The 25,039-nt window shown below is 51.4% G+C and carries 19 protein-coding genes and 1 other annotated feature; of the genes, 11 read left to right on the top strand and 8 right to left on the bottom strand.

Annotated elements, in window-relative coordinates:
- Window positions 1–153: 153 nt before the first annotated feature.
- A complete protein-coding gene (locus KQJ23_RS06580; protein ID WP_216477953.1) occupies window positions 154–1,299 on the bottom strand; it encodes a THUMP domain-containing class I SAM-dependent RNA methyltransferase in 1,146 nt (381 codons plus the stop codon).
- Window positions 1,300–1,404: 105 nt separating this feature from the next.
- Between KQJ23_RS06580 and KQJ23_RS06575 the strand changes: the two genes are divergently transcribed.
- The 3 genes from KQJ23_RS06575 to KQJ23_RS06565 all read left to right on the top strand — a co-directional run bounded on the left by KQJ23_RS06575 (window position 1,405) and on the right by KQJ23_RS06565 (window position 5,709).
- Window positions 1,405–2,058 (top strand): O-methyltransferase, encoded by a 654-nt coding sequence (locus tag KQJ23_RS06575; RefSeq protein ID WP_249529544.1) that lies wholly within the window; start codon window positions 1,405–1,407, stop codon window positions 2,056–2,058.
- 68 nt (window positions 2,059–2,126) lie between these two features.
- Window positions 2,127–2,355 (top strand) — a binding site (T-box leader).
- A gap of 220 nt (window positions 2,356–2,575) precedes the next feature.
- Window positions 2,576–3,835: a tyrosine--tRNA ligase gene (gene tyrS / locus KQJ23_RS06570; protein WP_216477949.1), complete on the top strand. Its 1,260-nt coding sequence runs from the start codon at window positions 2,576–2,578 to the stop codon at window positions 3,833–3,835.
- A gap of 170 nt (window positions 3,836–4,005) precedes the next feature.
- Complete coding sequence (locus KQJ23_RS06565) at window positions 4,006–5,709, top strand: S-layer homology domain-containing protein (protein ID WP_216477948.1); 1,704 nt, start codon at window positions 4,006–4,008, stop codon at window positions 5,707–5,709.
- A gap of 231 nt (window positions 5,710–5,940) precedes the next feature.
- Here the strand turns inward: KQJ23_RS06565 and KQJ23_RS06560 are convergent, their stop codons facing one another.
- The gene (locus tag KQJ23_RS06560; RefSeq protein WP_430522283.1) at window positions 5,941–7,164 is read right to left on the bottom strand and encodes an MFS transporter; all 1,224 of its coding nucleotides are present in this window, start codon (window positions 7,162–7,164) and stop codon (window positions 5,941–5,943) included.
- A gap of 273 nt (window positions 7,165–7,437) precedes the next feature.
- Here KQJ23_RS06560 and hemE point away from each other — a divergent pair, with 273 nt between their 5' ends.
- The 7 genes from hemE to KQJ23_RS06525 all read left to right on the top strand — a co-directional run bounded on the left by hemE (window position 7,438) and on the right by KQJ23_RS06525 (window position 15,334).
- Window positions 7,438–8,490: a uroporphyrinogen decarboxylase gene (gene hemE / locus KQJ23_RS06555; RefSeq protein WP_216477946.1), complete on the top strand. Its 1,053-nt coding sequence runs from the start codon at window positions 7,438–7,440 to the stop codon at window positions 8,488–8,490.
- Between the two features lie 47 nt (window positions 8,491–8,537).
- Window positions 8,538–9,476: a ferrochelatase gene (gene hemH, locus KQJ23_RS06550; RefSeq protein ID WP_216477944.1), complete on the top strand. Its 939-nt coding sequence runs from the start codon at window positions 8,538–8,540 to the stop codon at window positions 9,474–9,476.
- A 128-nt stretch (window positions 9,477–9,604) separates the two neighbouring features.
- On the top strand, window positions 9,605–10,900 hold the full coding sequence (locus KQJ23_RS06545) for a CapA family protein (protein ID WP_216477941.1): 1,296 nt from the start codon (window positions 9,605–9,607) through the stop codon (window positions 10,898–10,900).
- 2 nt (window positions 10,901–10,902) lie between these two features.
- Complete coding sequence (locus KQJ23_RS06540; protein ID WP_216477939.1) at window positions 10,903–11,646, top strand: glycerophosphodiester phosphodiesterase; 744 nt, start codon at window positions 10,903–10,905, stop codon at window positions 11,644–11,646.
- 97 nt (window positions 11,647–11,743) lie between these two features.
- Window positions 11,744–12,388, top strand: a complete 645-nt coding sequence (locus KQJ23_RS06535; protein ID WP_216477937.1) for a fumarylacetoacetate hydrolase family protein — start codon at window positions 11,744–11,746, stop codon at window positions 12,386–12,388.
- Complete coding sequence (locus KQJ23_RS06530; protein ID WP_216478104.1) at window positions 12,388–13,305, top strand: DUF92 domain-containing protein; 918 nt, start codon at window positions 12,388–12,390, stop codon at window positions 13,303–13,305. The genes KQJ23_RS06535 and KQJ23_RS06530 overlap by 1 nt, the downstream gene beginning before the upstream one ends.
- Window positions 13,306–13,366: 61 nt before the next feature.
- Window positions 13,367–15,334, top strand: a complete 1,968-nt coding sequence (locus tag KQJ23_RS06525) for an ABC-F family ATP-binding cassette domain-containing protein (RefSeq protein WP_216477935.1) — start codon at window positions 13,367–13,369, stop codon at window positions 15,332–15,334.
- Between the two features lie 27 nt (window positions 15,335–15,361).
- Here KQJ23_RS06525 and KQJ23_RS06520 read toward each other — a convergent pair whose 3' ends face one another.
- Window positions 15,362–15,997, bottom strand: a complete 636-nt coding sequence (locus KQJ23_RS06520) for a TetR/AcrR family transcriptional regulator (protein WP_216477933.1) — start codon at window positions 15,995–15,997, stop codon at window positions 15,362–15,364.
- 171 nt (window positions 15,998–16,168) lie between these two features.
- On the opposite strand from KQJ23_RS06520, the gene KQJ23_RS06515 reads away from it, so the two are divergent.
- Window positions 16,169–16,927, top strand: a complete 759-nt coding sequence (locus tag KQJ23_RS06515; protein WP_216477931.1) for an SDR family oxidoreductase — start codon at window positions 16,169–16,171, stop codon at window positions 16,925–16,927.
- A 78-nt stretch (window positions 16,928–17,005) separates the two neighbouring features.
- Here the strand turns inward: KQJ23_RS06515 and KQJ23_RS06510 are convergent, their stop codons facing one another.
- The 5 genes from KQJ23_RS06510 to KQJ23_RS06490 form a co-directional block, all read right to left on the bottom strand.
- Window positions 17,006–21,241, bottom strand: coding sequence for a 2-hydroxyacyl-CoA dehydratase (locus tag KQJ23_RS06510; RefSeq protein ID WP_216477929.1), 4,236 nt, complete (start codon window positions 21,239–21,241; stop codon window positions 17,006–17,008).
- Window positions 21,242–21,245: 4 nt separating this feature from the next.
- Window positions 21,246–21,731 (bottom strand): MarR family winged helix-turn-helix transcriptional regulator, encoded by a 486-nt coding sequence (locus KQJ23_RS06505; RefSeq protein WP_216477927.1) that lies wholly within the window; start codon window positions 21,729–21,731, stop codon window positions 21,246–21,248.
- A gap of 1,057 nt (window positions 21,732–22,788) precedes the next feature.
- Window positions 22,789–23,580: a hypothetical protein gene (locus KQJ23_RS06500; RefSeq protein WP_216477925.1), complete on the bottom strand. Its 792-nt coding sequence runs from the start codon at window positions 23,578–23,580 to the stop codon at window positions 22,789–22,791.
- Complete coding sequence (locus tag KQJ23_RS06495; protein ID WP_216477924.1) at window positions 23,567–24,604, bottom strand: M42 family metallopeptidase; 1,038 nt, start codon at window positions 24,602–24,604, stop codon at window positions 23,567–23,569. Before KQJ23_RS06495 ends, KQJ23_RS06500 begins: the two co-directional genes overlap by 14 nt.
- Window positions 24,605–24,633: 29 nt before the next feature.
- Entirely contained in the window at window positions 24,634–24,984 is a 351-nt protein-coding gene (locus tag KQJ23_RS06490) for a LapA family protein (RefSeq protein WP_216477922.1), read from the bottom strand.
- Window positions 24,985–25,039 lie beyond the last annotated feature (55 nt).

Below are 25,039 nucleotides of genomic sequence, written 5' to 3'. Positions count from 1 at the left end.
AAAAGTCCTCGATAAATCAATCCAAGGAGCTCTTTTATACGAAAAAAATTTAAATGAACGGCTGTCCCCTCGTATATCCACTTTTTGTGCGGAAAATTGTACAAAAACTCAAGGACCTGTCTATTAGCGGCGAAGAACCCCTCCGCCTTGGCATTAATGCCGCGGAGGTAGGGGTCCGAGAAATTGCAAGTATTGGCATTCAATTCGGCCGTTAAATAGCTTGCGGCGCTTGTCCGCTTTACGCTGAAAATCATGTTCAAATTGCTTGGTTGGCGTAATGGTGAAGAAGGACCAGGTCGGAAGCTCCACGTACAGGCGGCCGAGTTGACCGATAAGCTTGCGAACTTCCTTCTCTTCGCTAAGACGTTCTCCGTAAGGCGGATTGGTGATGATACAGCCGTATTCACCCTCCAGCCGGACTCTCGTAACAGGCAGAGTCTGAAAAGAAATTTCCTTGGCCAGTCCGGCGCTTTTGGCAGCAGCCTCCGCTACTTCAATCGCCTTGGGATCGATGTCGCTTCCGGCAATTTGGAGAGGGATGTCATCCCGGACCGCATCGATCGCTTCATCCCTGGCATTCTGCCAAAGCTCCTCCGGAAGGACTGGCCAGGCTTCGGAATTGAAGGTGCGGCGCAAGCCAGGAGCAATGTTCCAGGCGATCATCGCAGCCTCGATAGGCAGTGTCCCTGATCCGCAGCAAGGATCGTAGAACGGGCGCGCAGGATTCTGGTTCCAGCGGCTGAGCAGGATGAGCGCGGCGGCCATCGTTTCCTTCAGGGGAGCCTCGGTAATGAGCTTCCGGTATCCCCGTTTATGCAGGGCCGGTCCGGTCGTGTCCAGCGTCAACAGAGCTACATCATTTAACAGGTTCACCTCGATGACATAGCGCGGTCCATTTTCCTGAAACCATTCTGTATGATATTTCTCCTTCATCTTCTCTACGATTGCCTTTTTGACAATCCCCTGGCAAGCAGGCACGCTGCTTAGCTGTGATTTGTGGGAACGGCCTTCTACCGGAAATTCACCATGTACGGGAATCCAGTCGTGCCAAGGCAATGCTTTGGTGCCTTCGAACAGCTCGTCAAAGGTTGTAGCCTTGAACTCACCCATTTTGATCAGAACCCGATCAGAGGTGCGCAGCCAAAGATTACAGCGGCAAATGTCAGCCAAGGTTCCGCTAAACGTAACCCGTCCATTTTCAGTGATCGTATCCTGATATCCCAGTTCCTTTAATTCTCGTGCAACAACCGCTTCCAGCCCCATTGGCGCCGTGGCGATCAACTGTAATTTTTCCTTCATCTATCTATCAACTCCGTGATCTACTTGTCGTTCCTTGGAAAAAGCCATACAATTCAGTATAGGACAATGTCCGGGAAGATACAAACCGAAAATGGAGGATTACCCTTGGAAGATCATGAAAACGGCGGGGGGCTAACCCCTGAACAATACAGTGAACAAATTTATAAGGAAGATCCGGTATTGGAGCAGGTTACAGCCTCTATCCTAGAGAGCGGCATTCGGGATGTGTCGATTGCGCCGGGGTACGGGAGGCTGCTTACGATGCTGGCCAAGCTCTCCGGCTCGTCCCGCATTCTGGAGATCGGCGCATTAGGCGGTTATAGCGGGATTTGCCTGGCGCGTGGGATGCAGGAAGACGGCAAGCTTGTGTCGTTAGAGCTGAAAGAAGAGAACGCTGCGCTCGCTGCCCGTAACTTAAAAAAAGCCGGATATGGAGATCGTGTAGAGTACCGAATTGGGCCTGCGCTGGAAAGTCTGAGGCAGCTTGAGAGTGAGGGAGCGCGTTTTGACATGTTCCTGATTGATGCCGATAAGGAAAATTACCCATCCTATCTGGAGTATGCCATTACATTGGCGAATCAAGGAGCGGTCATTGCAGGCGACAATACCTTGCTGCGGGGCCGGACGGTAAACCCGGAGAAGAACGGTCCCTCGGTACAGGCTGTCCGTAAGTTCAATGAAATGATTGCTTCAGATGAGCGGCTGCTCAGTACTATGCTTCCGGCTTATGACGGTTTGGCGCTGGCGATCGTGAAGTAGAAAAGGCAGCAAGAATTCCATTTGACAATTGAAAAAGAATTCACTATACTTCTCAGTAATCTTATATGCGATATACGTTGAAAGAGCGAAGTAGCAGGCAGTCACTGCTTTCCAGAAAGCCAGGGGTTGATGGAACCTGGCAGCACACTGATCCTTTGCGAATTACACTCTGGAGTATCTTGGGTAATGCCAAGCGGGTTAGCTTACGATAATCAAGCTGAGAGTGGTATGATGAGCCGGCGAATAATATCATCATACAATTTGGGTGGTAACACGGTGAATTCAATCGTCCCTGTAGTCTGTTATGGACTTAGGGGCGATTTTTTATTTTCAAACTCGTATATCGGGTTAGGACAGGACTATATAAGTTGACCTATAAAAGCTGCGTAGAAAGGACATAAGTGTGAAGTGTGCTGTAGAAGCGTAAGCGTTCGTAAGAACACTTCACATGTTGCCCCCAGAACGTAAAATTCAGTGGTTCAACTTATCATAGAAGAAATATAGGGGGCTGAATACAGTGAACATTATTGATGAATTGGCATGGCGCGAGGCGATTAATCAGCAGACGGATGAGGAAGGTCTTCGCAAGCTGGTGGAGGAGAAATCGATCTCTTTATACTGCGGGGTTGACCCGACCGGAGATAGCATGCATATCGGGCATTTGATCCCTTTCATGATGCTGAAAAGATTCCAATTGGCAGGACATAGGCCGGTTATCTTGATCGGCGGCGCAACAGGAACGATCGGTGATCCGAGCGGACGCCAATCCGAGCGGTCCTTGCAGACGATGGAGGAAGTACAGGCGAACGTGGATGCTCTGACTGCGCAAATGAAGAAGCTGTTTCTGACCGACGGAGATACTAAACTGCGCATGGTGAACAACTATGATTGGACGCATCAATTGAATGTGCTCGACTTCCTGCGTGATTACGGGAAGAACTTCAGCATCAACACGATGCTGGCCAAGGATATTGTTGCCAATCGCCTTGAAAGCGGGATTTCCTTCACCGAATTTGCTTATCAAATTTTACAATCGATGGACTTCCTGCATCTGTATCAGCATGAGGATGTGCAGCTGCAGATCGGCGGCTCCGACCAGTGGGGCAACATCACTAGCGGTTTGGATCTGATCCGTAAAAAGGAAGGCTCGGAAGCCAAGGCATTTGGCTTGACGATTCCTTTAATGTTAAAAGCGGACGGCACAAAGTTCGGCAAGACGGCTGGAGGTGCCATCTGGCTTGATCCGAAGAAGACGACACCATATGAATTCTACCAATTCTGGGCGAACACCGATGACCGCGATGTCGTTAAATACTTGAAATACTTCACGTTCCTCGGTAAGGAAGAGATCGAGGCTCTTGCAGAGAAGGTTCAAACGGAACCGCATAAACGTGAAGCTCAAATCAGGCTGGCTGAAGAAATGACCAGATTCGTGCATGGCGAAGACATGCTGGAGCAAGCGAAGAGAATTACGGCTGCTCTGTTCAGCGGCGACATCAAATCGTTGACTGCGGATGAGATCGAACAAGGCTTCAAGGAAATGCCTGCTTTTGAAGCTGGCAAAGAAGCCAAGAATATCGTTGACTGGCTTGTTGATATCGGTATTGAGCCATCGAAACGCCAAGCTCGTGAGGATATCACGAACGGTGCCATCTCATTGAATGGTGACCGCGTAAGTGAGCTTGAGTTCGAGGTTAGCGCGGAGCAAGCGATCGAAGGGCGATTCATCATTATCCGCAAAGGCAAGAAGAAATATCATTTGGTGAAATTGACTTAGGGACTGAGGAACACCGACAACAGAACATCAAAGTGAGCGACCAAAGGCAAGGCTTACCTCCTTTTTGAGTAGGAGGGATATGTCTTGCCTTTTTGTTGGTTCAAACATCGCTACTTCAAACCGAATTATATTATAGAAGGAAATTTATCACAGAGTAAATCGGAGGGAACATGAACAAGATGATTTCAGCCAGTCAGAGGAGCAACAAGGATGGAAAGAAAAGGGGGAGAATAGCGACGATTATTGCAGCTGCGGTGCTGGCTGCGACGGTGCTTCTGCCTGGTCAGGAAGTCTATGCTAAACATGATGTACAGGGCAGTATAGAGCAGCATACGCGCGAGGCGATTGTGCAGAAGATGAAGGAGTATGCACCGCTACAGCCCGAGGCAGGGTACTTATGGGAAGAGGCGTATGAGGAACGGCCAAGCATAACGGCACCTTATTCATCTGGTAAGCTCAAAGATGCATATATTTTGGAAGGAATCAAAGCTGTGAATCTAGCCCGATATTTAGCTGGTCTTCCCGATGATGTACAGCCGGATTACGCTCTGGGCAAGCAGCAGCAGGCGGCCGCATTACTTAATGCCATAAATGGACAGCTTAGTCATTATCCCTCCCAGCCAAGCGGAATGAACGAGGATTTATACCGTATAGGAGCAAACGCAGCAAAAAGCAGCAATATCGCATATGGAGCTGATACGTTTAGAGAAGCCGTCTTTGATCTTTATATGGCGGATTCCGGTGAGAGCAACATGGATCGAGTAGGACATCGCCGCTGGATTCTGAATCCAGTTATGAAGAAAACCATGTTTGGCGCCGTAGTCGGTCAGTCGGGCACAATAGAAGTACCCTACTCTAATATGTACTCGTTCGATGCCTCTCGTGCGGCGGGTGAAGTGGTTTACGATCAGATTGCCTGGCCGTCGGCGGGACAGTTCCCGCTGGAAGTATGGCATGATAAGGATCCATGGTCGGTTTCGCTGAACCCGGATATTTATGATAACAAGCGAACGAATGGAATTAAGGTAAAGATGACGCGTAAAGCAGATGGCAAGGTATGGAGCTTGGATCCAAGCGATCAGAATAAGGGCGGCAAGTATTTTAAGGTAGATACCGGTTATTATGCGATTCCGTTCTGTATTATTTTCCGGCCTGATTCCAGCATTAAATATAATCCGGAGGATCAATTTCATATCGAGATTACGGGACTTTACAGCAAGGCAAATGGCCAATCGGTTTCGATCGCTTATGACACGCAGTTCTTCACAGCCGGGCAGCAAGAAGAATCAATATCTGAATCCCAGACCCACCCACAAACTAATCTGCAAAATGAATCGTCCGATGCAACGGTCAGCTCATGGGCGCAAGAATACTATTTAAAGCTGAAAAGCAATGCCCTGCTTGACGGTGTTGCAGATATCAACCATTCCCGCCAAATCAGCCGGCAGGAGTTCACCACGATCGCTTTTAACCTGTATCAATATCTGACAAGCTATGAAATGCAGGAAGCGGCAAGCCCGTTCGCCGATATCGATCAATCGAAAATCTCCCATGCGGCCAAGCTTGGAATCATTCAAGGCACTTCAGCGGGGCTATTCTCTCCTGACAAGCAGCTAACCCGACAGGAGGCTGTAGTTGTGTTGATGAACTTGCACAAGAAGCTTGGCGGAAATATTGCGGCATTACGCAATACAAACGCAATCTTTGCCGATGATGCTCAAATAGCATCCTGGGCGAAAGCTGACGCCTATGCTGCATATAACCTTGGATTTATACAGGGAACAGGCGCTAACCAATTTCAGCCTAAGGCCAATCTGACAAAGGAACAGGTATATGTCATGCTCGCGAAGCTGATGGAGAAGTATACTAGATAAGTTGAACTAAAGATTGTACACTGGAGGCAACGTGTGAAGTGTTCTTACGATCGCTGTTGTTCACGGATTTCTTTGACTGGACGAAGGCATCATAGAGTAGAAATCCGTTCACAAAGGCGAACGCTTTATATAGATTAAAGCAAAAAAATAAAAAGGTGGGCGGAAAACAGAACTGATGTTTTCTCGCCTACCTTTTTCAAATACTTGTTGCTCAGCCTTATTGTTTATTCGCTAGGTGCGGCCCTCTGGGATGCTCTTTGCGGGATGGGCATAGAGCTTCATTCTGACCCAGACCATGTTCACAAGCAGAAGCGCTCCGGCTACAATGAACAGTCCTTCGATGCCTATGAATCCGGCGAGGAATCCGCCGATCATCGCGCCGAGCATATTTCCGAGCGCCATCGTGCTGCTGTTAAAGGCATAGGCGCGGCTTTCCATTCCGTCCGGGGTATAGAACCGAATCAAGGCGTTCACGCTCGGAAGCAAACCTCCCATAAAGACGCCCATCACAAAGCGGACAAGGATCAATTGCCAGACCGATTCTACAAAAGCCTGCGGAATAATACTGGCGGCAGCTCCAATCAGACAGACTGTCAATACGCGATGTGCCCCCAATTTGTCGCTCACCCTTCCAAGCACGGGAGAGGTGACCATATTGGACATTCCTGCGACTGCTGAGACGAAGCCGGCCCAGAAAGCCACGTCTGTCGGTATGCCATGCAGCTTCTCGACGTAGAGCGGCAAGAGGGACATGGGGCTGACCAAGGCAAATTGGAGCAGCAGCGTTACCATAAATAATGCAAGCAGCTGAGGGGTTTTGCTCAGCTCAGTGAAGCCTTGCAGCACAGAGACCTGCGGCATTTGGGCCGCTTCCTTCCGGTCAAAATCCTCATGCACGAAAAATAGAGTGAGCATGGAAGCCAGAAACAGCAAAATTCCGGTCACAAAAAAAATAGGCCTGAAGCCGATCCATTCTGCCAGTAATCCGCCAATCAGCGGACCTAGAATTGTACCGGCGACATTACCGGATTGCATCGTTCCCATGGCCAAGCCCATCTTATCCTTCGGCGCGGTACCTGAAATCAGCGACACGGCTGCAGGGTTAAAGCCAGAGATGGTTCCGTTCAGGAGCCTAAGAGCCAGCAAGTGCCAAGGATGCGTCGCGAAGCCCATAAGGGCGATGACCAGCGCCATCCCGAAGCCGGAGCGCAGCACCATTACTTTGCGGCCATATTTATCGGCGAGCTTGCCCCACAGCGGCTGGAAGATGAAGGAGGTGGCGAAATTCGCCGCGAAGATCATCCCTGCCCAGATCCCGATGGCATGCTCTCCCTGCACATTCAGATCCCTTGCAAGGAACAAGGAGAGAAACGGAGTGACCATCGTCATTCCCGCGTTGACAAAGAACAACCCGAACCAGAGCACAATGAGGTTAACCTTCCATGACTTATTCAATGTGCTTCACTTCCTTTCTGCGTCATCCGGTTCGAAGTAAACAAGTTATTCCAGTATACCACAGTTAAAACTCTCCTCAGACTGTCCTGCAGCATTGTCGATATGTTGTCATGGGATCGACATGAATGAAGAGTCCGTGAGAATCACAGCGCGAATGTTGTGACTTGCTCTTAAAAAGGGCATAATAAAACTTAGTGAATTAAGTGATAGTTCAAAAAAACCAAAAGATGACTTTTTGAACAACCTCTCTAAGTGAACAGGAGGCCTGATCTAGTGGCTTATAATGACCGGTTTATCCGTGCCTGCTTCAAGCAGGAGGTGGATCGGCTCCCGGTATGGTACATGCGCCAAGCTGGGAGATACGATCCCGAATATCGACAAATCAAGGAAAAATATACCTTGCTTGAAATTTGCCAGCAGCCGGAGCTGGCGGCCGAAGTTACCCTGATGCCGGTGCGCAAGCTTGGGGTTGATGCAGCAATTTTGTATTCTGATATCATGAATCCGGTTGCATCGCTCGGTGTGGATTTTGATATTGTCAAAAATATTGGCCCGGTTATCGCCAATCCCATCTCCTCACGGCAGGACATTGAACGGTTGAAGCCTATTGATGTGCACAAGGATCTGCAGCATATTTTGGATACGATCTCCATCCTGGACCGGGAGCTTGATGTGCCATTAATTACATTTGCAGGCGCGCCGTTCACGATTGCAAGCTACTTAATTGAGGGACGTCCCTCCAAAAGCTATATCAAGACAAAGACTTTGATGTACAGTGATCCCGGGCTTTGGGACATGCTAATGAACAAGCTGGGAGATATGGTGATCACTTATTTAAGAGCGCATGTCGATAGCGGCGGCAAGGCTATCCAGCTGTTCGACAGTTGGGTTGGCGCACTTGCGCCTAAAGATTTTGAACGATATGTGGAGCCGGTAATTACTCGTATTTTTGCCGAACTTTCCGATTTGAATGTACCGAAAATTTATTTCCCGGGTGTTAGCTCCGGGGAGCTTCTTCCAAAGCTGACTTCTCTACAGACAGAGGTGATCGGACTGGATTGGCGTGTGTCGATTCGGGAAGGACGCAGACGAACAGAAGGCAAATATGCCATTCAAGGGAATCTGGATCCTTATCTTCTGACGGCTCCTATGGATGTGATCAAGCAGCATGCTAAACAAATTATCGATATGGGTCTAGAGACGCCGGGATACATATTCAATCTCGGACACGGATTATTCCCTGAAGCGTCGCTGGAGAAGCTTCAGGAGCTCACAGCTTATGTGCACGACTATTCCGCTGAAGTGCTTGCGAAGCGGAAGGCTTAGACGAACTTATAGAGTTACTTATTTAATTGAAGAGGTGAACGGAATTCGTGATGACAACAATCGGTGTATTGGTGATGTCTTACGGCACACCGGAAAGCATGGACCAAATTGAAGCATATTACACTCACATTCGTCGGGGCCATCCCCCAACGGAGGATCAGCTCAAGGAGCTGACCGATCGCTATGAAGCAATTGTCGGAGGTGTATTTCCGCTCCGGGCCAACACAGATAATCAGGTTGCCGCACTACAAGAAACGCTGAATCGAATGAACCCCTATCAGGACAAGCAATTTATCTGCTATCAGGGGCTAAAGCATGCTTCCCCGTTTATTGAGGATGGCGTTGAGGCAATGGCGAAGGACGGGATCAAGGAGGCGGTAGGCATTGTGCTGGCTCCGCATTACTCCGTAATGAGCATCGGGGGCTACATAAAACGTGCCGAGGCAAAAGCTGCCGAACACGGAATCGCCATGAAATTTGTGAAGAGCTATCATCTTCATCCGAAGCTGATCGAAGTCTTAGCCAAGCGCGTATCGGCCAAGCTGGAGCAATTCGTTGAAGCAGGAGCCTTACGGGATAAGGTACGGGTACTGTTCAGTGCTCACAGCTTGCCGGCTAAAATTCTCGAGATGGGAGACCCCTACCAGGATCAACTGCTGGAGACCTCCAGGGCTGTTGCAGAGAAGGCCGGGGTCACGTCCTGGCAGTTCACCTGGCAAAGCGCAGGGCGGACGGCAGAGCCGTGGCTTGGGCCGGATATCCTGGATACGCTGCGGGATTTGAGTCAGGAGCAGATCGAAGATGTGCTGGTTGCTCCGGTTGGCTTCGTATCGGATCATCTGGAGGTCCTGTATGATCTGGATATCGAGGCAAAGGCCATCGCCAAGGAGCTTGATATGAGATTGGAGCGAATTGATTCGTTAAATACGGATCCGCTGTATATGGAGACGCTTAGCGATTGTATTTTTTCAACATTCAAATCCTGAAGATGCTCTGAATGAACCCTTTGCTTTTGGCAGAGGGTTCTATTTATTTCAGGATAGCTGATATAATAAGATCAGATTTCGAATTGAAATGATTTCATGAAGCAATTTTCGTTGAAGGAGTATAAGGGATGTATCCACCGCGTTCTGAGAAAAGCAAGAAGAAGCAAGCAAATAAGAAAAGACGGCAGCGCCGAATATGGGTCTGGATTAATCTCGGCCTCATTTTTATGATTATTGTGCTGGCTTCCTACTTGTTTACGATGGATCGGCCTGCTGAGAATGGGGCAAGACAACCTGATCATTCGGTCCAGGAGCCGGGCGGATCAGTTACTCCGGAGCTTTCGGGGCCGGATGGAGAGACCGGGGAGAAGGATGCTTCCGAGGGGAAGGAATCCGAAAATGATCTTTCCGAGGAGACCCATCAGGAAGTCGATGCTTCGGAAGAGAATCCGGACTTGGAGTCAGCTACAAGTGAACAGGAGCGAGTGGTGATTTCCTTTGGCGGTGATACGTTGTTTTCCGGGAAGGTCGAGAACAAGCTTAAGCAAGAAGGCTATGACTATCCATACAAGCATGTTAAGGACCTGTTCCTTCAGGATGATCTGACTGTGCTCAATCTGGAAACCCCGGTAACGGAGGGGGGGACGCCTGAGGAAGAGAAGACCTATGTCTTTAAATCGCCGCCTGAAGCCCTTCCGGAAATGGTTCGGGCAGGGGTAGAGGCAGTGAATTTGGCAAACAACCACATTCTGGATCAAGGTGTGGAGGGGCTGTCGGATACGCTTGGGCATCTTTCGAAGGCTGGAGTGCTTCATGTCGGGGCTGGCCAGAACAGTAAAGAAGCCTTTGCACCCGTCTATGTTGAACGAAATGGCATTCGGATTGCATTATGCGGGTTCTCGCGGGTGATTCCGAAAAAAGAATGGGCAGCGGGTAAGGGACCTGGGGTTGCTGCAACCTACGACTCTACGCAAGCGGTAAAGACGATTCGGGAGGCGCGCGATCAGGCTGATCTGGTGCTAGTGGTCGTCCATTGGGGGAAAGAGCGGACCGTTGAGCTTGAGAAGCATCAGACCGAGCTTGCCCATGCATATATTGATGCCGGTGCAGATCTGGTCATCGGAGGGCACCCTCATGTACTCCAGGGGCTGGAGTCTTATAAGGGAAAATGGATTGCCTACAGTACAGGGAATTTTATTTTCACAAAATCGAATGATCCTAAGACCTGGGAGACGGCCGTGTTCCAGGCTTCCTGCAGCAAGGCTGGAGACTGTGATCTGAGGCTGGTTCCCTACAAAACAGAGGTAGGACAGCCGGTGCCGATGAATGAAGAGGAGCGTGCTCAGCTCTGGAGCGAGCTAGAAGCGATTTCTCCGGGAGTAAGAATAAAAGAATCGGGAGAGGTACACACAGGGGGCGGATAGAGATGCCGATACAATGCGTGGCACATCGGGGCTGCTCGGGAGCGGCCCCTGAGAATACGATGGCGGCGATCGAATTAGCTCTGTCGGATTCAAATGTGGCCTGGATCGAGGTGGATGTCCAATTATCGAGAGACGGAATTCCCTTTCTGATTCATGATTACACCTTGAATCGTACGACCAATGGCCGTGGGCCTGTGAAGGACTATACCTGGGAGCAATTGCTTGCGTTGGATGCGGGTAGCTGGAAATCAAAACAGTATGCGGGGGAGCGCTTGATATCTCTGGATGACTGTCTGGGGGCTATTCAAGGCCGATTGAAGGCCAATATCGAATTGAAGACGCAAGGGAATATGTATCCCGGACTGGAAGACAAGGTGATTGAGGTTATTAAAAAGCATCGCATGGAGCACGAAGTGGTGCTGACCAGCTTTGATTTGCGTTCGCTATCCAAAGTCAAGGAGAATACCAAGTCGGTGCGAACCGGACTGATTATTGATCAACTGCCGAAGGATTTGTTCTTGCGGCTGCAAATGCTGCAGTGCTCCTTTCTTTCGGTCAATTACAAAAGGCTCACCGCTGAAATGGCGGCTAAAGCGTCAAGACGCGGCCTGGATGTGATGGCATGGACGGTGGATCATGTGAAGGGCATGCGCCGTCTTGCAGGCTTGCATCCGGACTTGCTCATCTGTACGAATCGTCCGGAGCTATGGCCATTGGCTTTTAAGGCTCCGTATAATAAAAGTTAAAGGTTGAACTAAAGAGGCTGCTACCTAGACCAGCAGAAATATTAAGGAGTTATGAGACAAAGCGAACAACTAATTTAGTTAATGGGAGGAACAGATAATGGGCAATAAGATGATCTTGAATATATATTGTGTGGGGCGGAATTATCGTGCGCACGCGGAGGAACTCGGCAATGCGGTGCCTAAGGAGCCGATGATCTTTATGAAGCCGACCCATGCTGCTGTATCGATGAATGAGGGTGGATTGGAGCTTCCCGGGAACCGGGGAGAGATTCACTTTGAGACCGAGCTTGTGCTGCGGATTGCCCGGGATTATAAGCCGGGTATGAAGGTGGATGAACTCGTGGATGTGATGGCATTCGGAATTGACTTTACACTACGGGATGTGCAGAGCGAGCTCAAGAAGCAGGGGCATCCCTGGACGGCGGCCAAGGGCTTCCGGAACTCGGCGCCTTTAACGCCATATGTTGCATTTCCCGGTGTGGACGAGCTTGCCGAGAAGGATTTTACCTTGACTAAGAATGGTGAGCTGGTACAGCAAGGGAATGTTAGGAATATGCTTTTCCCGCTTCAGCAGATCGTTGATTATATAGCGGAGCGCTACGGGTTGGGCGAGGGGGATCTGATCTTTACCGGTACGCCGGAAGGAGTAGGACCGGTCTTCGCCGGAGACAAGCTGGAAATTGCCTACGGGGGCGAGGTGCTGGGTCGATGTGAAGTGCTGTCCGGCCCGTCCCGTTCATGATTTATTGGGGAATTGGGGCGCTCGGTGCCGCTTTGGTTGCAGGAATAGCCTACCGGAAGCAGTCTCTTTCTCTTTCCGGTATGGTGGCAGCCATATTGATGGGGACAGTCTATTTCGGCGCTGCACAGGGAACCTGGTTCTGGTTTGGACTTTTGCTGTTATTCTTTATAAGCTCCTCTATATTGTCCAAGGTAAAGGCCGAGCGCAAGCATGAGCTGGAGAAATCCTACGCCAAAACAGGGCGTCGTGATGCGGGACAAGTTTTCGCAAACGGCGGAGCAGGAATGGCCGCGTGTCTGGGTTATGCCTTATGGCCGGATCCATTTTGGGCCTATTTCGTACTGGGTACGCTAGCTGCGGTAACGGCGGATACCTGGGCGACGGAGCTGGGAGGGCTCAGCCGTCGTCAACCCAGATCGCTGCTTACCTGGAGACCGGTTCCCGCAGGAACTTCAGGCGGGGTATCCCTGCTTGGCAGCGGGGCTGCACTAATTGGAGCGCTGATGATCGGCGGAGCAGGCTGGCTGCTTCTGGCATGGCCGGAATGGGAAAGCTGGGCGGTCTGGCTTGGGCTAGGAGAAACAGTATCTGGCTGGATCGGCTCGTTCGGGCAGTTTGCCGGGGGGAGCCGGGAGGGTTCCGTGGCTCTTCCTATGGAGCTTTCGCTTGGAGAATGGTTGTTGATCGGCGGGACATCGGGATTTGCCGGAGCCTATGTCGATTCATTGCTTGGAGCTACCGTCCAGCGGATGTATCGCTGCCCGGTCTGTGACAAGCTGGTGGAGGTCGAAATGCATTGCGGCAAGCCTACGCTGCCGGATCGGGGCCTGGTCTGGATGAACAATGATGCCGTGAATATTCTCAGTGCGTTGACTGCAGGCTTGATTGCCGCCGGGATGGGATTATGGCTTGGCTAAGCAGGGCTTGTATAGAGTGATTTCAAGATGAATTTGGTGGAGCGGAAAGCGGGTTAATCATATGAACATAATGACAGCTGAACAATTAAGTAAGAGCTACGGTGAGAAAATCCTGTTTCAGGATGCCTCCTTTGGGATGGACGAATACGATAAGATCGGCGTAGTCGGGGTAAATGGGACAGGCAAGTCGACCTTTCTGCGGGTGCTCGCTGGTCTGGAGCAGGCTGATGCCGGCAAGGTAACGATCAATCGGGGAGTCCGAGTAGCTTTTCTGGCACAGAATCCGGAATTCGATCCGGATATGACGGTTCTGAGAGGAGTATTTCAAAACGGCGGTCCGGAGCATCAACTCGTATCGCAATATATGGAGGCGGTTGAGGAACTGGAGCTTCTGCCGACAGATGAAAGCTTGCAGACAAGAGTCAGCCGGTTAAGCCAGGAGATGGATCGTCTTGATGCATGGGGCCTGGAAAATGAGGCAAAGAGTATATTGACACGTCTGGGGATAGCTGATTTTTCCCGGAAAATGGGGGTGCTCTCAGGGGGACAGCGCAAGCGTGTTGCTCTGGCGTCGGCATTGATTCTGCCATCCGAGCTGCTCATTATGGACGAGCCAACGAACCACATCGACAACGAATCGGTGGCCTGGCTGGAGAGCTACCTTCAGAAGCGCCGAGGCGCGCTGCTGATTATTACGCATGACCGTTACTTCCTGGACCGGGTATGTAATGTCATGCTGGAGCTGGATCAGGGGCGTCTGTTCCGTTATGAAGCCAATTATAGCCGTTTTCTTGAATTAAAAAGCGAACGGGAGGAACGAGAGGCAGCCAGCGAACAGAAGCGGCAGAATCTGCTGCGGGGCGAGCTGGCCTGGATTCGTCGCGGCGCTCAGGCGCGCTCGACCAAGCAGAAGGCGCGAATTGAACGGTTCGAGAAGCTTCAAGGGATGAAGCCGGAGTATAAGAATGAGTCGCTGGATATTTCCGTAGCTTCCACCCGGTTGGGGCGCAAGATTGTAGAAATTGAGGGCATCCGTAAATCCGCCGGTGATCGGCTGCTGATCGACGGCTTAACCTATACAGCTGTGCCGGGAGACCGCGTTGGAATCGTAGGGCCGAATGGATACGGCAAATCGACCCTGCTCAACATGATCGCAGGACGAATTCAGCCTGAGGAAGGCGAAGTTGTATTGGGCCAGACCGTCAAGCTGGGATATTTTACGCAGGAGCATCAGGAGATGGATCCGAACCAGCGGGCCATTGAATATATTAAGGATGCCGCAGAGGTCGTTGAGACGGCCGATGGTACAAGAATAACGGCAGCACAGATGCTGGAGCGCTTCCTGTTCCCGCCCGCCTCGCAATGGACACCGATTTCCAAGCTTTCCGGAGGCGAGAAGCGTCGCCTTTATCTGCTTCGGATTTTGATGGAAGCTCCGAATGTACTGCTGCTCGACGAACCTACCAATGACCTCGATATCCAGACGCTGACGGTGCTGGAAGCCTATCTCGATGAGTTCACCGGTGCAGTCTTTGTCGTATCCCACGATCGGTATTTCCTGGACCGGACTGTAGACAAGCTAATGGTATTCGAAGGCAATGGCGTTGTCGCCGTGCATGTGGGAGATTACAGCGATTACGAGGAACGGATGAATGCGGCGGGCTCGGCGGCGAAGGACAATGCCGGAGGTGGCGCGGGCTCATCGGATAGAGCAAAAGGCAGCTCAGGCAATGGAACAGGGACCGGAAATGCTTCCGGCAGCACGAAGGACCCTGAAAGAGCGGAGAAGCTGAAATTCTCGTACAAGGAGCAAAGGGAATATGAGACCATCGACGCGGATGTGGAAGCGGCTGAGCAACGGCTTACCGATATCACGGAGCAAATGGCGCATGCTGCAAGCGATGCGATGCGGCTGCAGGAGCTGATGGTTGAACAGCAGCAGGCTGAGGCCGAGCTGGAGCGCCTGATGGAGCGCTGGGCATATCTCAGCGAACTGGCCGAGCGAATCGAGGCACAGAAGAACGGGTAAGGTTAAAAAGGGGAGAAGATACCGTCTTCAGCCCCTTTTTTCATGCAGATTTTTTGACACTGCCTGGGTTCTCACCCCCAGCTTTTTTCCCGATGATGGCATATGATTCAAGATTTTCACCAACTGCTCTTGCATATAAGCAGGAGGGTGGGCATAACCGCTCTCGATCCAATAGAAGATTAGGCCCAATAAGGCGTTCAAGGAATAGATGAACATCAATTCCTGATCCACATCGCCTTCCTCAAAACTCAATTCCTCTTTAAGAATTTGCTTCAGGGAAGTAAACATTTTCTTTCGCAGTGCAGGCAGCACGTCGCTTTTCGTTAAAATGGTATAGAAATCAGCATTGCGGGCAATATGATTGAAGATCATGACGGAATTGGCATGCAGATCATGCGGGCTGAACTCACTGACCTGTGCGTAAGGGGCTCGGAAGGATTGCAGCAGGTCGCCGATCTTTTCGCCGATCATGTCCTCCAGCAAATCTTCCTTAGTCGTGTAATTGGCATAGAACGTTCCCCGGTTATATCCGGCCAGGCCTACAATCTCAGTGATCGTAATGGCAGCAAACGGCTTGCGGGACATCAACTGGAGAAGCGCGCTGCGCATGGCCGTCATACTGCGGACAATTCTTGGATCACGCTTCACCTCAGCTTGCGGCATATTAGATCCCCCCTAACTACAAGATAATATACAGTTTCACTGAATTTGTTGATTAACGAACAATTCTGGAAAGTTTCGTGATTGTCAGGTTTTTATGTGACTTTTATACTTGAGTTATCCAATGACTTATCGAACATATGTTGATTTTATCATAATAGGAGGTTGTAGAACATGAAGCTATCAGGAAAAGTAGCTGTTGTCACAGGAGCTGCCTCAGGGATGGGAAAAGCGATTGCAGAGCTCTATGCTGCGGAAGGAGCCAAGGTTGTTGTTGCTGATCTAAGCGTGGAAAATGCCGGAAAGGTCGTTGAGGGTATTGAAGCCAAAGGCGGTACAGCCTTCGCAATTGCTTCCAATGTAGTCAAAGAAGAGGATGTTCAGCGCTTGATTGATGAGACGGTGAACCGTTATGGGACCGTAGATATTTTGGTAAACAACGCAGGAATTATGGATAATTTTGTCCCTGCAGGGGACCTGACAGATGAACTGTGGGAGAAGGTATTCGCGGTGAATACTACAGGCCCGATGCGCACCATCCGAAAAGTGCTCCCGCTCTTCACGGAGAAGAAGGCAGGCGTAATTGTGAATATCGCTTCTGCCGGAGGATTGTTCGGCTCCCGTGCGGGTGCTGCTTATACGGCCTCCAAGCATGCGGTGGTCGGATTAACCAAGAACGTTGGCTTCCAGTATGCCCAGTTGGGTATTCGCTGTAATGCGATTGCTCCCGGTGCGGTGCAGACGAACATTGGCGCGTCATTGACGTCGGTCAATCCGTTCGGTGCCGAACGCGCACAGGTTGGAATGGGAATCAATCCGGGGATGGGGCAGCCTGAGGATATAGCAAAGGTAGCATTATTCCTGGCTTCGGACGATTCCAGTTTCGTCAACGGAACTACGATTACGGCAGATGCGGGCTGGACAGCTTATTAACCCCAATAATATCACTCGATAAATAAAACGCCGTCCACCTACAGCTTGAACGCTTGTAGGCGGGCGGCATTTCTTCGTCTAGCATAGAACTCCGCTTGCGATCGACATCATGAGCTTGATCCGGTTGACCTGATTGACTTCACTGGCACCGGCGTCATAGTCAATCGCGGCGATGTTGGCGCGTGGATAGAGCTCCTTGAGCCCCTTGACCATGCCGCGTCCGGTAATATGGTTCGGCAGACAAGCGAACGGCTGGATGCATACAATGTTGTCGACGCCGTGATCCAGCAGCTCCATCATTTCGGCGGTAAGGAACCAGCCTTCTCCCATCTGATTACCGACCGAGAGCAGCCGGCTGGCCTTGTCGGCAAGAGTGTAGATGCTCTCCGGAGGTGTCAGGTAGCGGCTCTGTTCGAGCGCCTTCTTCACTGGTTTGCGATACATTTCCAGATAGCTGATGATCATCGGATTCATCAATCCAAGCATTTTGCTCTTGCCGAGCTGATCCGCTTTATATATCGGGTTGTATAGACAATAAAACATGAAGTCCAGGAAATCGGGCACGACCGCTTCGCCACCCTCTGCTTCAATGAGCTCGACCAGCTTGTTGTTGGCGTCCGGATGGAACTTGATCAGAATTTCGCCGACGATACCAACCCGGGGCTTGACGGCACCGGTAAGCGGGAGTGATTCGAACTCGGTGACCATAGCCTGAATGTATTCTTTGTATTGTCCGAAGGAGAATTTTGCCAGCGACTGCTTGCAGCGGTCCATCCATTTGCGAAACAGATCCAAGGTTGAACCGGCTCGCTGTTCATAGGGCCGGAACCGGTATAGGAGCCGCATCAGCAGGTCCCCGTAACAGGATGCGGCAATCAGGCGGTTAATCATGCGCAGGTTCAGCTTGAACCCGGGTTGATTTTCCAGGCCGGAGACATTCAGCGAAATGACCGGAATCTGCTCCAGTCTAGACTCTTTCAACGCCTTGCGGAGTAGGCCGATGTAGTTGGTCGCTCTGCAGCCGCCGCCCGTCTGGGTCAGGATGACGGCTGTGCGGTTCGGATCGTACTCCCCGCTCTTCAGGGCGGTCATGATCTGCCCGATCGTTACGATAGCCGGGTAACAGGCATCATTGTTGACGAGCTTAAGCCCCTCCTCCGTGGTCTCGCGGGTTGCCGCCTTCAGCACCTTCAGTCGATATCCGCCGTCCCGGAATACGGTCTCGAACAGCTCGAAATGAATGGGAGAGAGCTGTGGGGCAAGAATGGTGTAGTCCTCCCGCATTTCCCGCGTAAATACAGCCGGGGGAGGTGGGAGGATGACAGAGTCCAGCGGCAACTCGCTCCTGCAGCCGGCTTCTCTGTCCCGCATTGCGGCGAGCAGCGAACGAAGCCGGATTCTTGCTGCGCCCAGATTGCTGATCTCATCGACCTTAATCAGCGTAAAGGTCTTGCCGCGGCTCTCAAGAATCTCCTGAACCGCATCGGCGGTAATGGCATCAATACCGCAGCCGAAAGAGGTCAGCTGGACAAGCTCCAGCTGCTTCAGCTTGGAGACGGCATAGGCAGCTCGATACATCCGGCCGTGGTAGGTCCATTGATTGACGACAGGCAACGGATGCTCCACGTCGCCCAGATGACAAATGGCATCCTCCGTCAGCACGGCAAGCCCCATGCCGGTGACAAGCTCTGCAATCCCGTGGTTGATCTCAGGATCGACATGATAGGGATGGCCGCATAGAACGATGCCTTTACCGCCGGTCTGATTCAGATACGCCTGCGTATCCTCTCCTTGCTGCCGCAACTCCTCTCTCACTAGCCCAGCTTCCTGCCAGGCTGCATCAAAAGCTTGATTCAGTTCCTCCTTGGCAATCCCGTCAAATGTCTCCTGGAGCCGCTTGCGAAGCACGGCAGGGGAATCGAAGTTTAGAAAAGGGCTGATCAAGGGGATGCCCGATACCTTCAATGCATCTACATTCGTCCGGATGACCTCGGGATAGGAGGCGACGACGGGGCAATTGAAATGATTGTCAGCCGCTTCGTCTTCCTTTTTTTCATAAATGACTGCAGGATAGAATATCATATCAACCTTGCTGTTGATGAGACTCTGTACATGGCCGTGCGCGAGCTTGGCGGGATAGCAGACAGATTCCGACGGGATCGTCTCCATACCGCTTTCATAGAGCTTCTTGGAGGATTTGGGAGACAGCACGACCCGGTAGCCCAGTTTGGTAAAAAACGTATGCCAGAATGGATAGTTCTCGAACATATTAAGCACTCGGGGAATACCGACAGTTCCGCGATGAGCTTGTTCCGGCTCCAGGGAGCGGTAGTGGAATATCCGATCATATTTGTAGGCGACCAGATTGGGCAGCGTGTTCTTCTCTTTCTTCTGGGTGGCTCCACGCTCGCAGCGATTGCCGGTGACATGGAAGCTCTTGTCCGGGAACCGGCTGATCGTCAAGGCACAGTGATTGCTGCAAATCCCGCAGCGGGCGTGCGATACTTCGCAGCTGAAGCTGTCCAGCTCTGACTCCGGCAGCAGAGTGCTTGATCCTGTGCCCGAGTAACCGTCTCTGGCCATCAATGCACAGCCGTAAGCGCCCATCATACCTGCGATATCGGGACGAATGACCACGCGTCCGGTTAATTGCTCGAAGGCGCGAAGGACGGCGTCATTCAGGAAGGTTCCGCCCTGGACGATAATCCGCTTGCCCATTTCCTCGGGGTTGCGGATTTTAATGACCTTTTGCAGCGCGTTTTTTACCACAGAGTAGGCGAGGCCTGCAGACAGATCAGGCAGGGAGGCGCCTTCCTTTTGAACCTGCTTGACCTTGGAATTCATGAATACCGTACAGCGCGATCCCAGATCGACGGGTTGTCTGGATTCCAGGGCCTGAGCAGCGAACTCTGTAATAGAAAGCCCCAGTGCTGCCGCAAAGCTCTCCAGAAAGGAGCCGCAGCCGGCGGAGCAGGCTTCATTCAGCATCAGACTGTCAATGATGCCGCCGCGGATTTTGATGCATTTCATGTCCTGTCCGCCGATATCCAGAATGAAGTCGACATCCGGCAAAAAGAAAGAGGCCGCCTTGTAGTGGGCAACCGTCTCTACCTCGCCGCCATCGACACGGAACGCGGCTTTGACGAGCCCCTCGCCATAGCCGGTTACAACCGACCTGGCGATGTAGCAATCCGGCGGCAGCAACGCATAAATCTGCTTCAGCGCTTCACGCACAGAGCCAAGCGGGTTGCCCTTGTTACCGGCGTAATAGACATACAGGATTTGATCTTCTTGCCCGGTGAGCACTAGCTTGGTCGTAGTCGATCCTGCGTCGATACCGAAATAGCAGGGTCCCGAATAATGCGACAAGCTCATCACCTTCGCCGAGGCTTTGCCATGGCGTGTACGGAATGCTGCAAGCTCCTCTGAATCTTTGAAGAGGGGAGGGAGCTGTTGCCCCTTATCCTGCTTACGCAAGCGTTCAAAGGATACGCCAAGCAGTGACTGAAGCCAATCGTCCAGTCTGCGCGGCTCGCCGTCTTCCCCATGCAGCGCCGAGCCCAACGCCACAAAATACTGGCTTCGGTCGGGGAAGATGATCTCGTCCGCACGGAGATTCAGCGTTACGGCGAAGCGTTTCCTCAGCTCGGACAGATAGGTCAGCGGCCCTCCGAGAAAGGCAATCTTTCCCTTGATGGGACGGCCGCAGGCCAGACCGCTGATCGTTTGGTTCACGATGCTCTGGAAGATCGAAGCGGCAATGTCCTCACGCCGTGCGCCTTCGTTTAGAAGCGGCTGGACGTCAGTCTTTGCGAACACGCCGCAGCGCGAAGCGATCGGATAAATTGTGGCATGATGGCTGGACAGCTCGTTCAGACCCGCAGGATCCGTCTCTAATAGTGAGGCCATCTGATCGATAAAAGCGCCCGTTCCTCCTGCGCAGGCATTGTTCATGCGCTGTTCCATGCCGCCGCTGAAATAGATGATTTTTGCATCCTCACCGCCAAGCTCGATTGCCGTATCCGTTTCCGGGGCATATTGTTTGACAGCCTTGGTACAGGCAACCACCTCTTGCAGGAAGGGGATGCCTGCAAGGTCGGACAATGCCAGCCCGGAGGAACCGCTGATGCATACTGTAGCCTTGGTATCAGGATCGGGGAAGAGGGCATTTAATTGCTCCCAAAGCGTGAGTACGGAGCGGTGGACGTCGGAATAGTGACGGATATAATTCTCATGAACGATGGCTCCGTCCTGTATGGCGACCAGCTTCGCAGTTGTAGAGCCGATGTCAAGGCCTATGTGTAATAACTGCATATACTCACCTACTTCTTCCGTCTGAAGGAAATGCGGGCAGCTCTACCAGTTCTCCTGTGGGAGATAATTTATGCTGAATAAACTCGAGAGATTGCTGGAACATATTTAAATGCGACTTCGGAAAATCTGCTAGTACCATGCGAAATACATGATTTCGCTTGTCTATCATCGCATCCAGTGCAGCTTGACCTGCCGGAGTGATCCGCATCCAGCACACTCTCTTATCTTGCTTATCCTTGACCCGCATTAATAGACCTTCCTTAACAAGCTTGTTCACAGCAATCGTATTTGCTCCCGGGGAGAGACCGACCTCCTCAGCAATAGCCGAGATCGTGCAGGAACCGGCTCGAGAGACCATCAACAGGATGAAGAAGCGGCTTGGGACAATCGGCTCCCCATCGTTGAAAAAAAGCTTGCCTAGCTGATAAGCCATCGTCAGGGTGGATTCACAAATGTTCTCGACAATGTCTGAATGTTCTTCATGCTCCATGGGCGCACCACCTTCATTAAAGCTTAAGAATTAAGTTTTATACTAAAACCATATCAATGGGCAGGCTGAGAATTCTGTGTCATTTATTACATTCGCTTTGAACACAATCAAAAAAAGAAGGGGCGGAACAAAAGTAGAGCCATCTCAGGAGTAAATGCCAACGTTCCCTTCGTCGCAGTTTCGTGCAAGAGCGCAGCAGTATAAAAGCGGATTAGTGATTCTGCGTGTAGGGGGCAACGTGTGAAGTGTGCTTACGATCGCTGTTGTTCGCGGATTCCTTTGATTGAGTGAAATTTGAAATAGTAGGAATCCGCTCACAAAGGCGAACACTCCGTTTCTTCAGCACACTGCCCACTTATGCCCTTTTACGCAGTCTCTTTAATTCGGCTTTATAGGTGCCAAATGCACTATAGTGCTCATATAGCTGTCCATAAAGAGCTAATTGACAGCATCCTCGTATCCCTCGGTATTTGCTTACAGGCTCGTTCATCCGGCATATGAGGTACCGGATGACATTGCATTATAGGCAGTACTATGCAACATCGCGCCTCCATTGGAGGGGTGGCTGAATTACAACTAAGCCCGCAGAGTAAGGGCTATTCCAGCAGACTCTGCATATGCCGACCATGTGGGCATATGCTTACTACGCGCAAAATACAGCTCCCGGCGCGGTGTTTTGTATTGTGATGGCGAAGGGTAAAGTTGGAGGGAGGCTTGACTTGCATACAGTATCCTGGTTGCGTGCCGCAGGCGCAGGCTTATTGCAGCGCACTTGCAACGCAGCCATGTGCAAATTGCGCCTCGAAGTTGAACTGCAAAGGCGAAGTGATTAGGGCATAAGTGTGAAGTGTGCTGTAGAAGCGTCAGCGGTCGCCTTTGTGAGCGGATTTCTTCCTTATTAGAACTTAGTCCAATCATAGAAATCCGTGAACAACAGCGATCGTAGCAGCCCTTCACACGTTGTCCCTCTAACGCGCCTTTCGGTGTTTAACTGTCCTTGCTATGGCACACTTCCCTGCTGGACATGCCGTTACGTGTTATCTACGGTACAGCCTGATTAGTGAATAGCGATAATCTGCCTAAGCTCGCGGGCGTCGCCATATAGAGAGATCTCAGCGGAATTCAGTTGAGAGGAGCCATCACCGTCGAGGAAGATCCCTTCCTTTGCTCGATCCGGTGCAACTCCCTCTGTAATAGCGGCTCTGAATTCCTTGGCTGTACAGCGATCCGGCGTAACAATCAGCCACAACAGGCCGGAATCGTCATAGACTAATCCGGAGCGCAGGCGTTTCTCGTCCGGATAAGGCAAATGCTCCAGCTCCATCGCTGCTTCCCAACCGTCTTCATCGCCCAGATTCATGCTGATGCCTCCCTGGGCGAAGTAGCGGTTCCGGTCTGCAACCTCAAGCTCATCAGCAGAAGAGACGACCTGGACCGAAAATTGCTCTGCTGCTGTATCCCAGACCAGGGTGCCCCGCGCATATTTGGCGTTGAACCAGCCCGTTCCGTAACCGCCCGGCTGGCCTTTGACTGGAACATCGCCATTGACGGCAATGGACAGAACGCTATCCTGGTAGAAGAAGCCGCCGTTCATACCATAGATCCGATAATCACGCAAAGGACGATCCGCGGAGCGCAGTTCAATTTGCTCCGGCTGGACAGTCAGGGCATGGAGCGTGATCCCGGTTTCCTTCGAATGATAAGCAAGATAGGCGTAATTATGAGGGAGCAAGTTGCCTTTGGCCCAGAACAGCATGGCAAGTACGGCACAAGCTAGCAGAATAGCGGCTGCTAGTGCAGCCGCTATTCTGTGTCTAATGGTTCGATGAAGCCAATTATTCGGCGACATAAGCGGCAAGCAGGCGGGTCGTGTTAAAGATAGCCTGCTTATGGGTCCGTTCCATGGCATGTGAGGCGTGAACGCCCGGGCCGATTAATGCAGCCCGAATGTTATGTCCTGCCCGCAGGGCCGCAGAGGCGTCAGAGCCATAATACGGATAGATATCCACGGCATGAGGGATGTCCAGCGCCTTGGCAAGCTCAATGAGTCTGCCGGTCATCTCGTAATCGTAGGGACCGCTTGAATCCTTCGCACAGATGGACACATCGGTTTCCTTGCAGCTCAGATTATCGCCCATTGCTCCCATGTCGACGGCGATCATTTCATTTACGTCTTCAGGAATCCATGCGGCGCCGTGGCCGACCTCCTCAAAGTTGGAGATCAAGAATACAAGATCATGACGCGGAAGCCAGCCTTCGCGGCGGCTTGATTCCAGCAATCCAAACAACGCGGCGACACTGGCTTTGTCATCCAGATGGCGGGATTTTACCAATCCGCTGCTTGTAACGACAGGCCGGGCGTCAAAGGAAATGAAGTCGCCGACAGAGATCCCGAGCTTCAGCACGTCCTCTTTATTTTCAACAAGTTCATCAATCCGGACTTCCATATTGCTTTCTTCACGCTTGAACTCCCGAGCATCGCTGTACACATGAACGGAAGGGTGCGAAGACAGGATGGTTCCTGTATATACCTTTCCGCTCCGTGTATGAATCTGACAGTATTCATTCTCAATACTGTTCATCATGAACCCGCCGACCGAAGTAATTGCCAGCGTACCGTTGCCATTGACTGCACGAACCATGGCTCCAAGTGTGTCCACATGGGCACTGATAGCAATCCTGCGTGAGGAATCCTTGCCCTTCAGGGTAAGGATGGCTCCGCCTTTTTCATTTTGGAAAAAAGGAATGCTAAGCGCCTCGGCTTCCTCGCGGACGATTTGAATGACCTCCCGGGTAAAGCCGCTGGGGCTGGGAGTGTCGAGCAGCTTGACGAGCAGATCAAGGATATAGGATTCATTGGGTTGGATCTTCATTAGGCTAGTCCTCCTGCAATTGCATGTATTTATTGTTCTTGGGGATTTGACGGCTGTTCTTCAACAGCCTCTGCCGATTCGCTCTTAGGAGCATCGGACGCATTCTCAGCAGGCCAGACATAACCTGTGGCATCCTGGATATGTACAAGCTTTGCATTCAGGCGCTTCACTTCCCGTTGCAGGCGATATCCGCGGTAGATGCCGAAAGAGCCGACGATCAGGCCGCCCAGCAGTGTGGAGCCAAGGATGAGCAGGATTAACGGCAGGCTAACTGAACCGAATAGCAGATTCACCTGAACAGGATCGACATTGATAACGGCAAACACGGCAGTAATCAGAGCGAAGATCAGCGCAAGAATCAAGGACCATTGCATTTTCATATGAGGTAACACCTCCTTCTATCGACAGTATAAAATCCCTTGCCCATCTGGGCAA

Source organism: Paenibacillus brevis (assembly GCF_018919145.1).
GTDB lineage: Bacteria > Bacillota > Bacilli > Paenibacillales > Paenibacillaceae > Fontibacillus > Fontibacillus brevis.
The sequence above is the reverse complement of the archived record's forward strand: the minus strand, read 5'-3'. Positions and strand labels throughout refer to the sequence as shown.

Bases quoted from the DNA above. Each gene is read 5' to 3' on its own strand.
- KQJ23_RS06525 (WP_216477935.1), top strand. From the start codon at position 13,367: ATGAACATAATGACAGCTGAACAATTAAGTAAGAGCTACGGTGAGAAA.
- KQJ23_RS06540 (WP_216477939.1), top strand. From the start codon at position 10,903: ATGCCGATACAATGCGTGGCACATCGGGGCTGCTCGGGAGCGGCCCCT.
- KQJ23_RS06500 (WP_216477925.1), bottom strand. From the start codon at position 23,580: ATGTCGCCGAATAATTGGCTTCATCGAACCATTAGACACAGAATAGCG.
- KQJ23_RS06580 (WP_216477953.1), bottom strand. From the start codon at position 1,299: ATGAAGGAAAAATTACAGTTGATCGCCACGGCGCCAATGGGGCTGGAA.
- KQJ23_RS06565 (WP_216477948.1), top strand. From the start codon at position 4,006: ATGAACAAGATGATTTCAGCCAGTCAGAGGAGCAACAAGGATGGAAAG.
- KQJ23_RS06505 (WP_216477927.1), bottom strand. From the start codon at position 21,731: ATGGAGCATGAAGAACATTCAGACATTGTCGAGAACATTTGTGAATCC.
- KQJ23_RS06535 (WP_216477937.1), top strand. From the start codon at position 11,744: ATGGGCAATAAGATGATCTTGAATATATATTGTGTGGGGCGGAATTAT.
- KQJ23_RS06545 (WP_216477941.1), top strand. From the start codon at position 9,605: ATGTATCCACCGCGTTCTGAGAAAAGCAAGAAGAAGCAAGCAAATAAG.
- KQJ23_RS06495 (WP_216477924.1), bottom strand. From the start codon at position 24,604: ATGAAGATCCAACCCAATGAATCCTATATCCTTGATCTGCTCGTCAAG.
- KQJ23_RS06515 (WP_216477931.1), top strand. From the start codon at position 16,169: ATGAAGCTATCAGGAAAAGTAGCTGTTGTCACAGGAGCTGCCTCAGGG.
- KQJ23_RS06510 (WP_216477929.1), bottom strand. From the start codon at position 21,241: ATGCAGTTATTACACATAGGCCTTGACATCGGCTCTACAACTGCGAAG.
- KQJ23_RS06520 (WP_216477933.1), bottom strand. From the start codon at position 15,997: ATGCCGCAAGCTGAGGTGAAGCGTGATCCAAGAATTGTCCGCAGTATG.
- KQJ23_RS06490 (WP_216477922.1), bottom strand. From the start codon at position 24,984: ATGAAAATGCAATGGTCCTTGATTCTTGCGCTGATCTTCGCTCTGATT.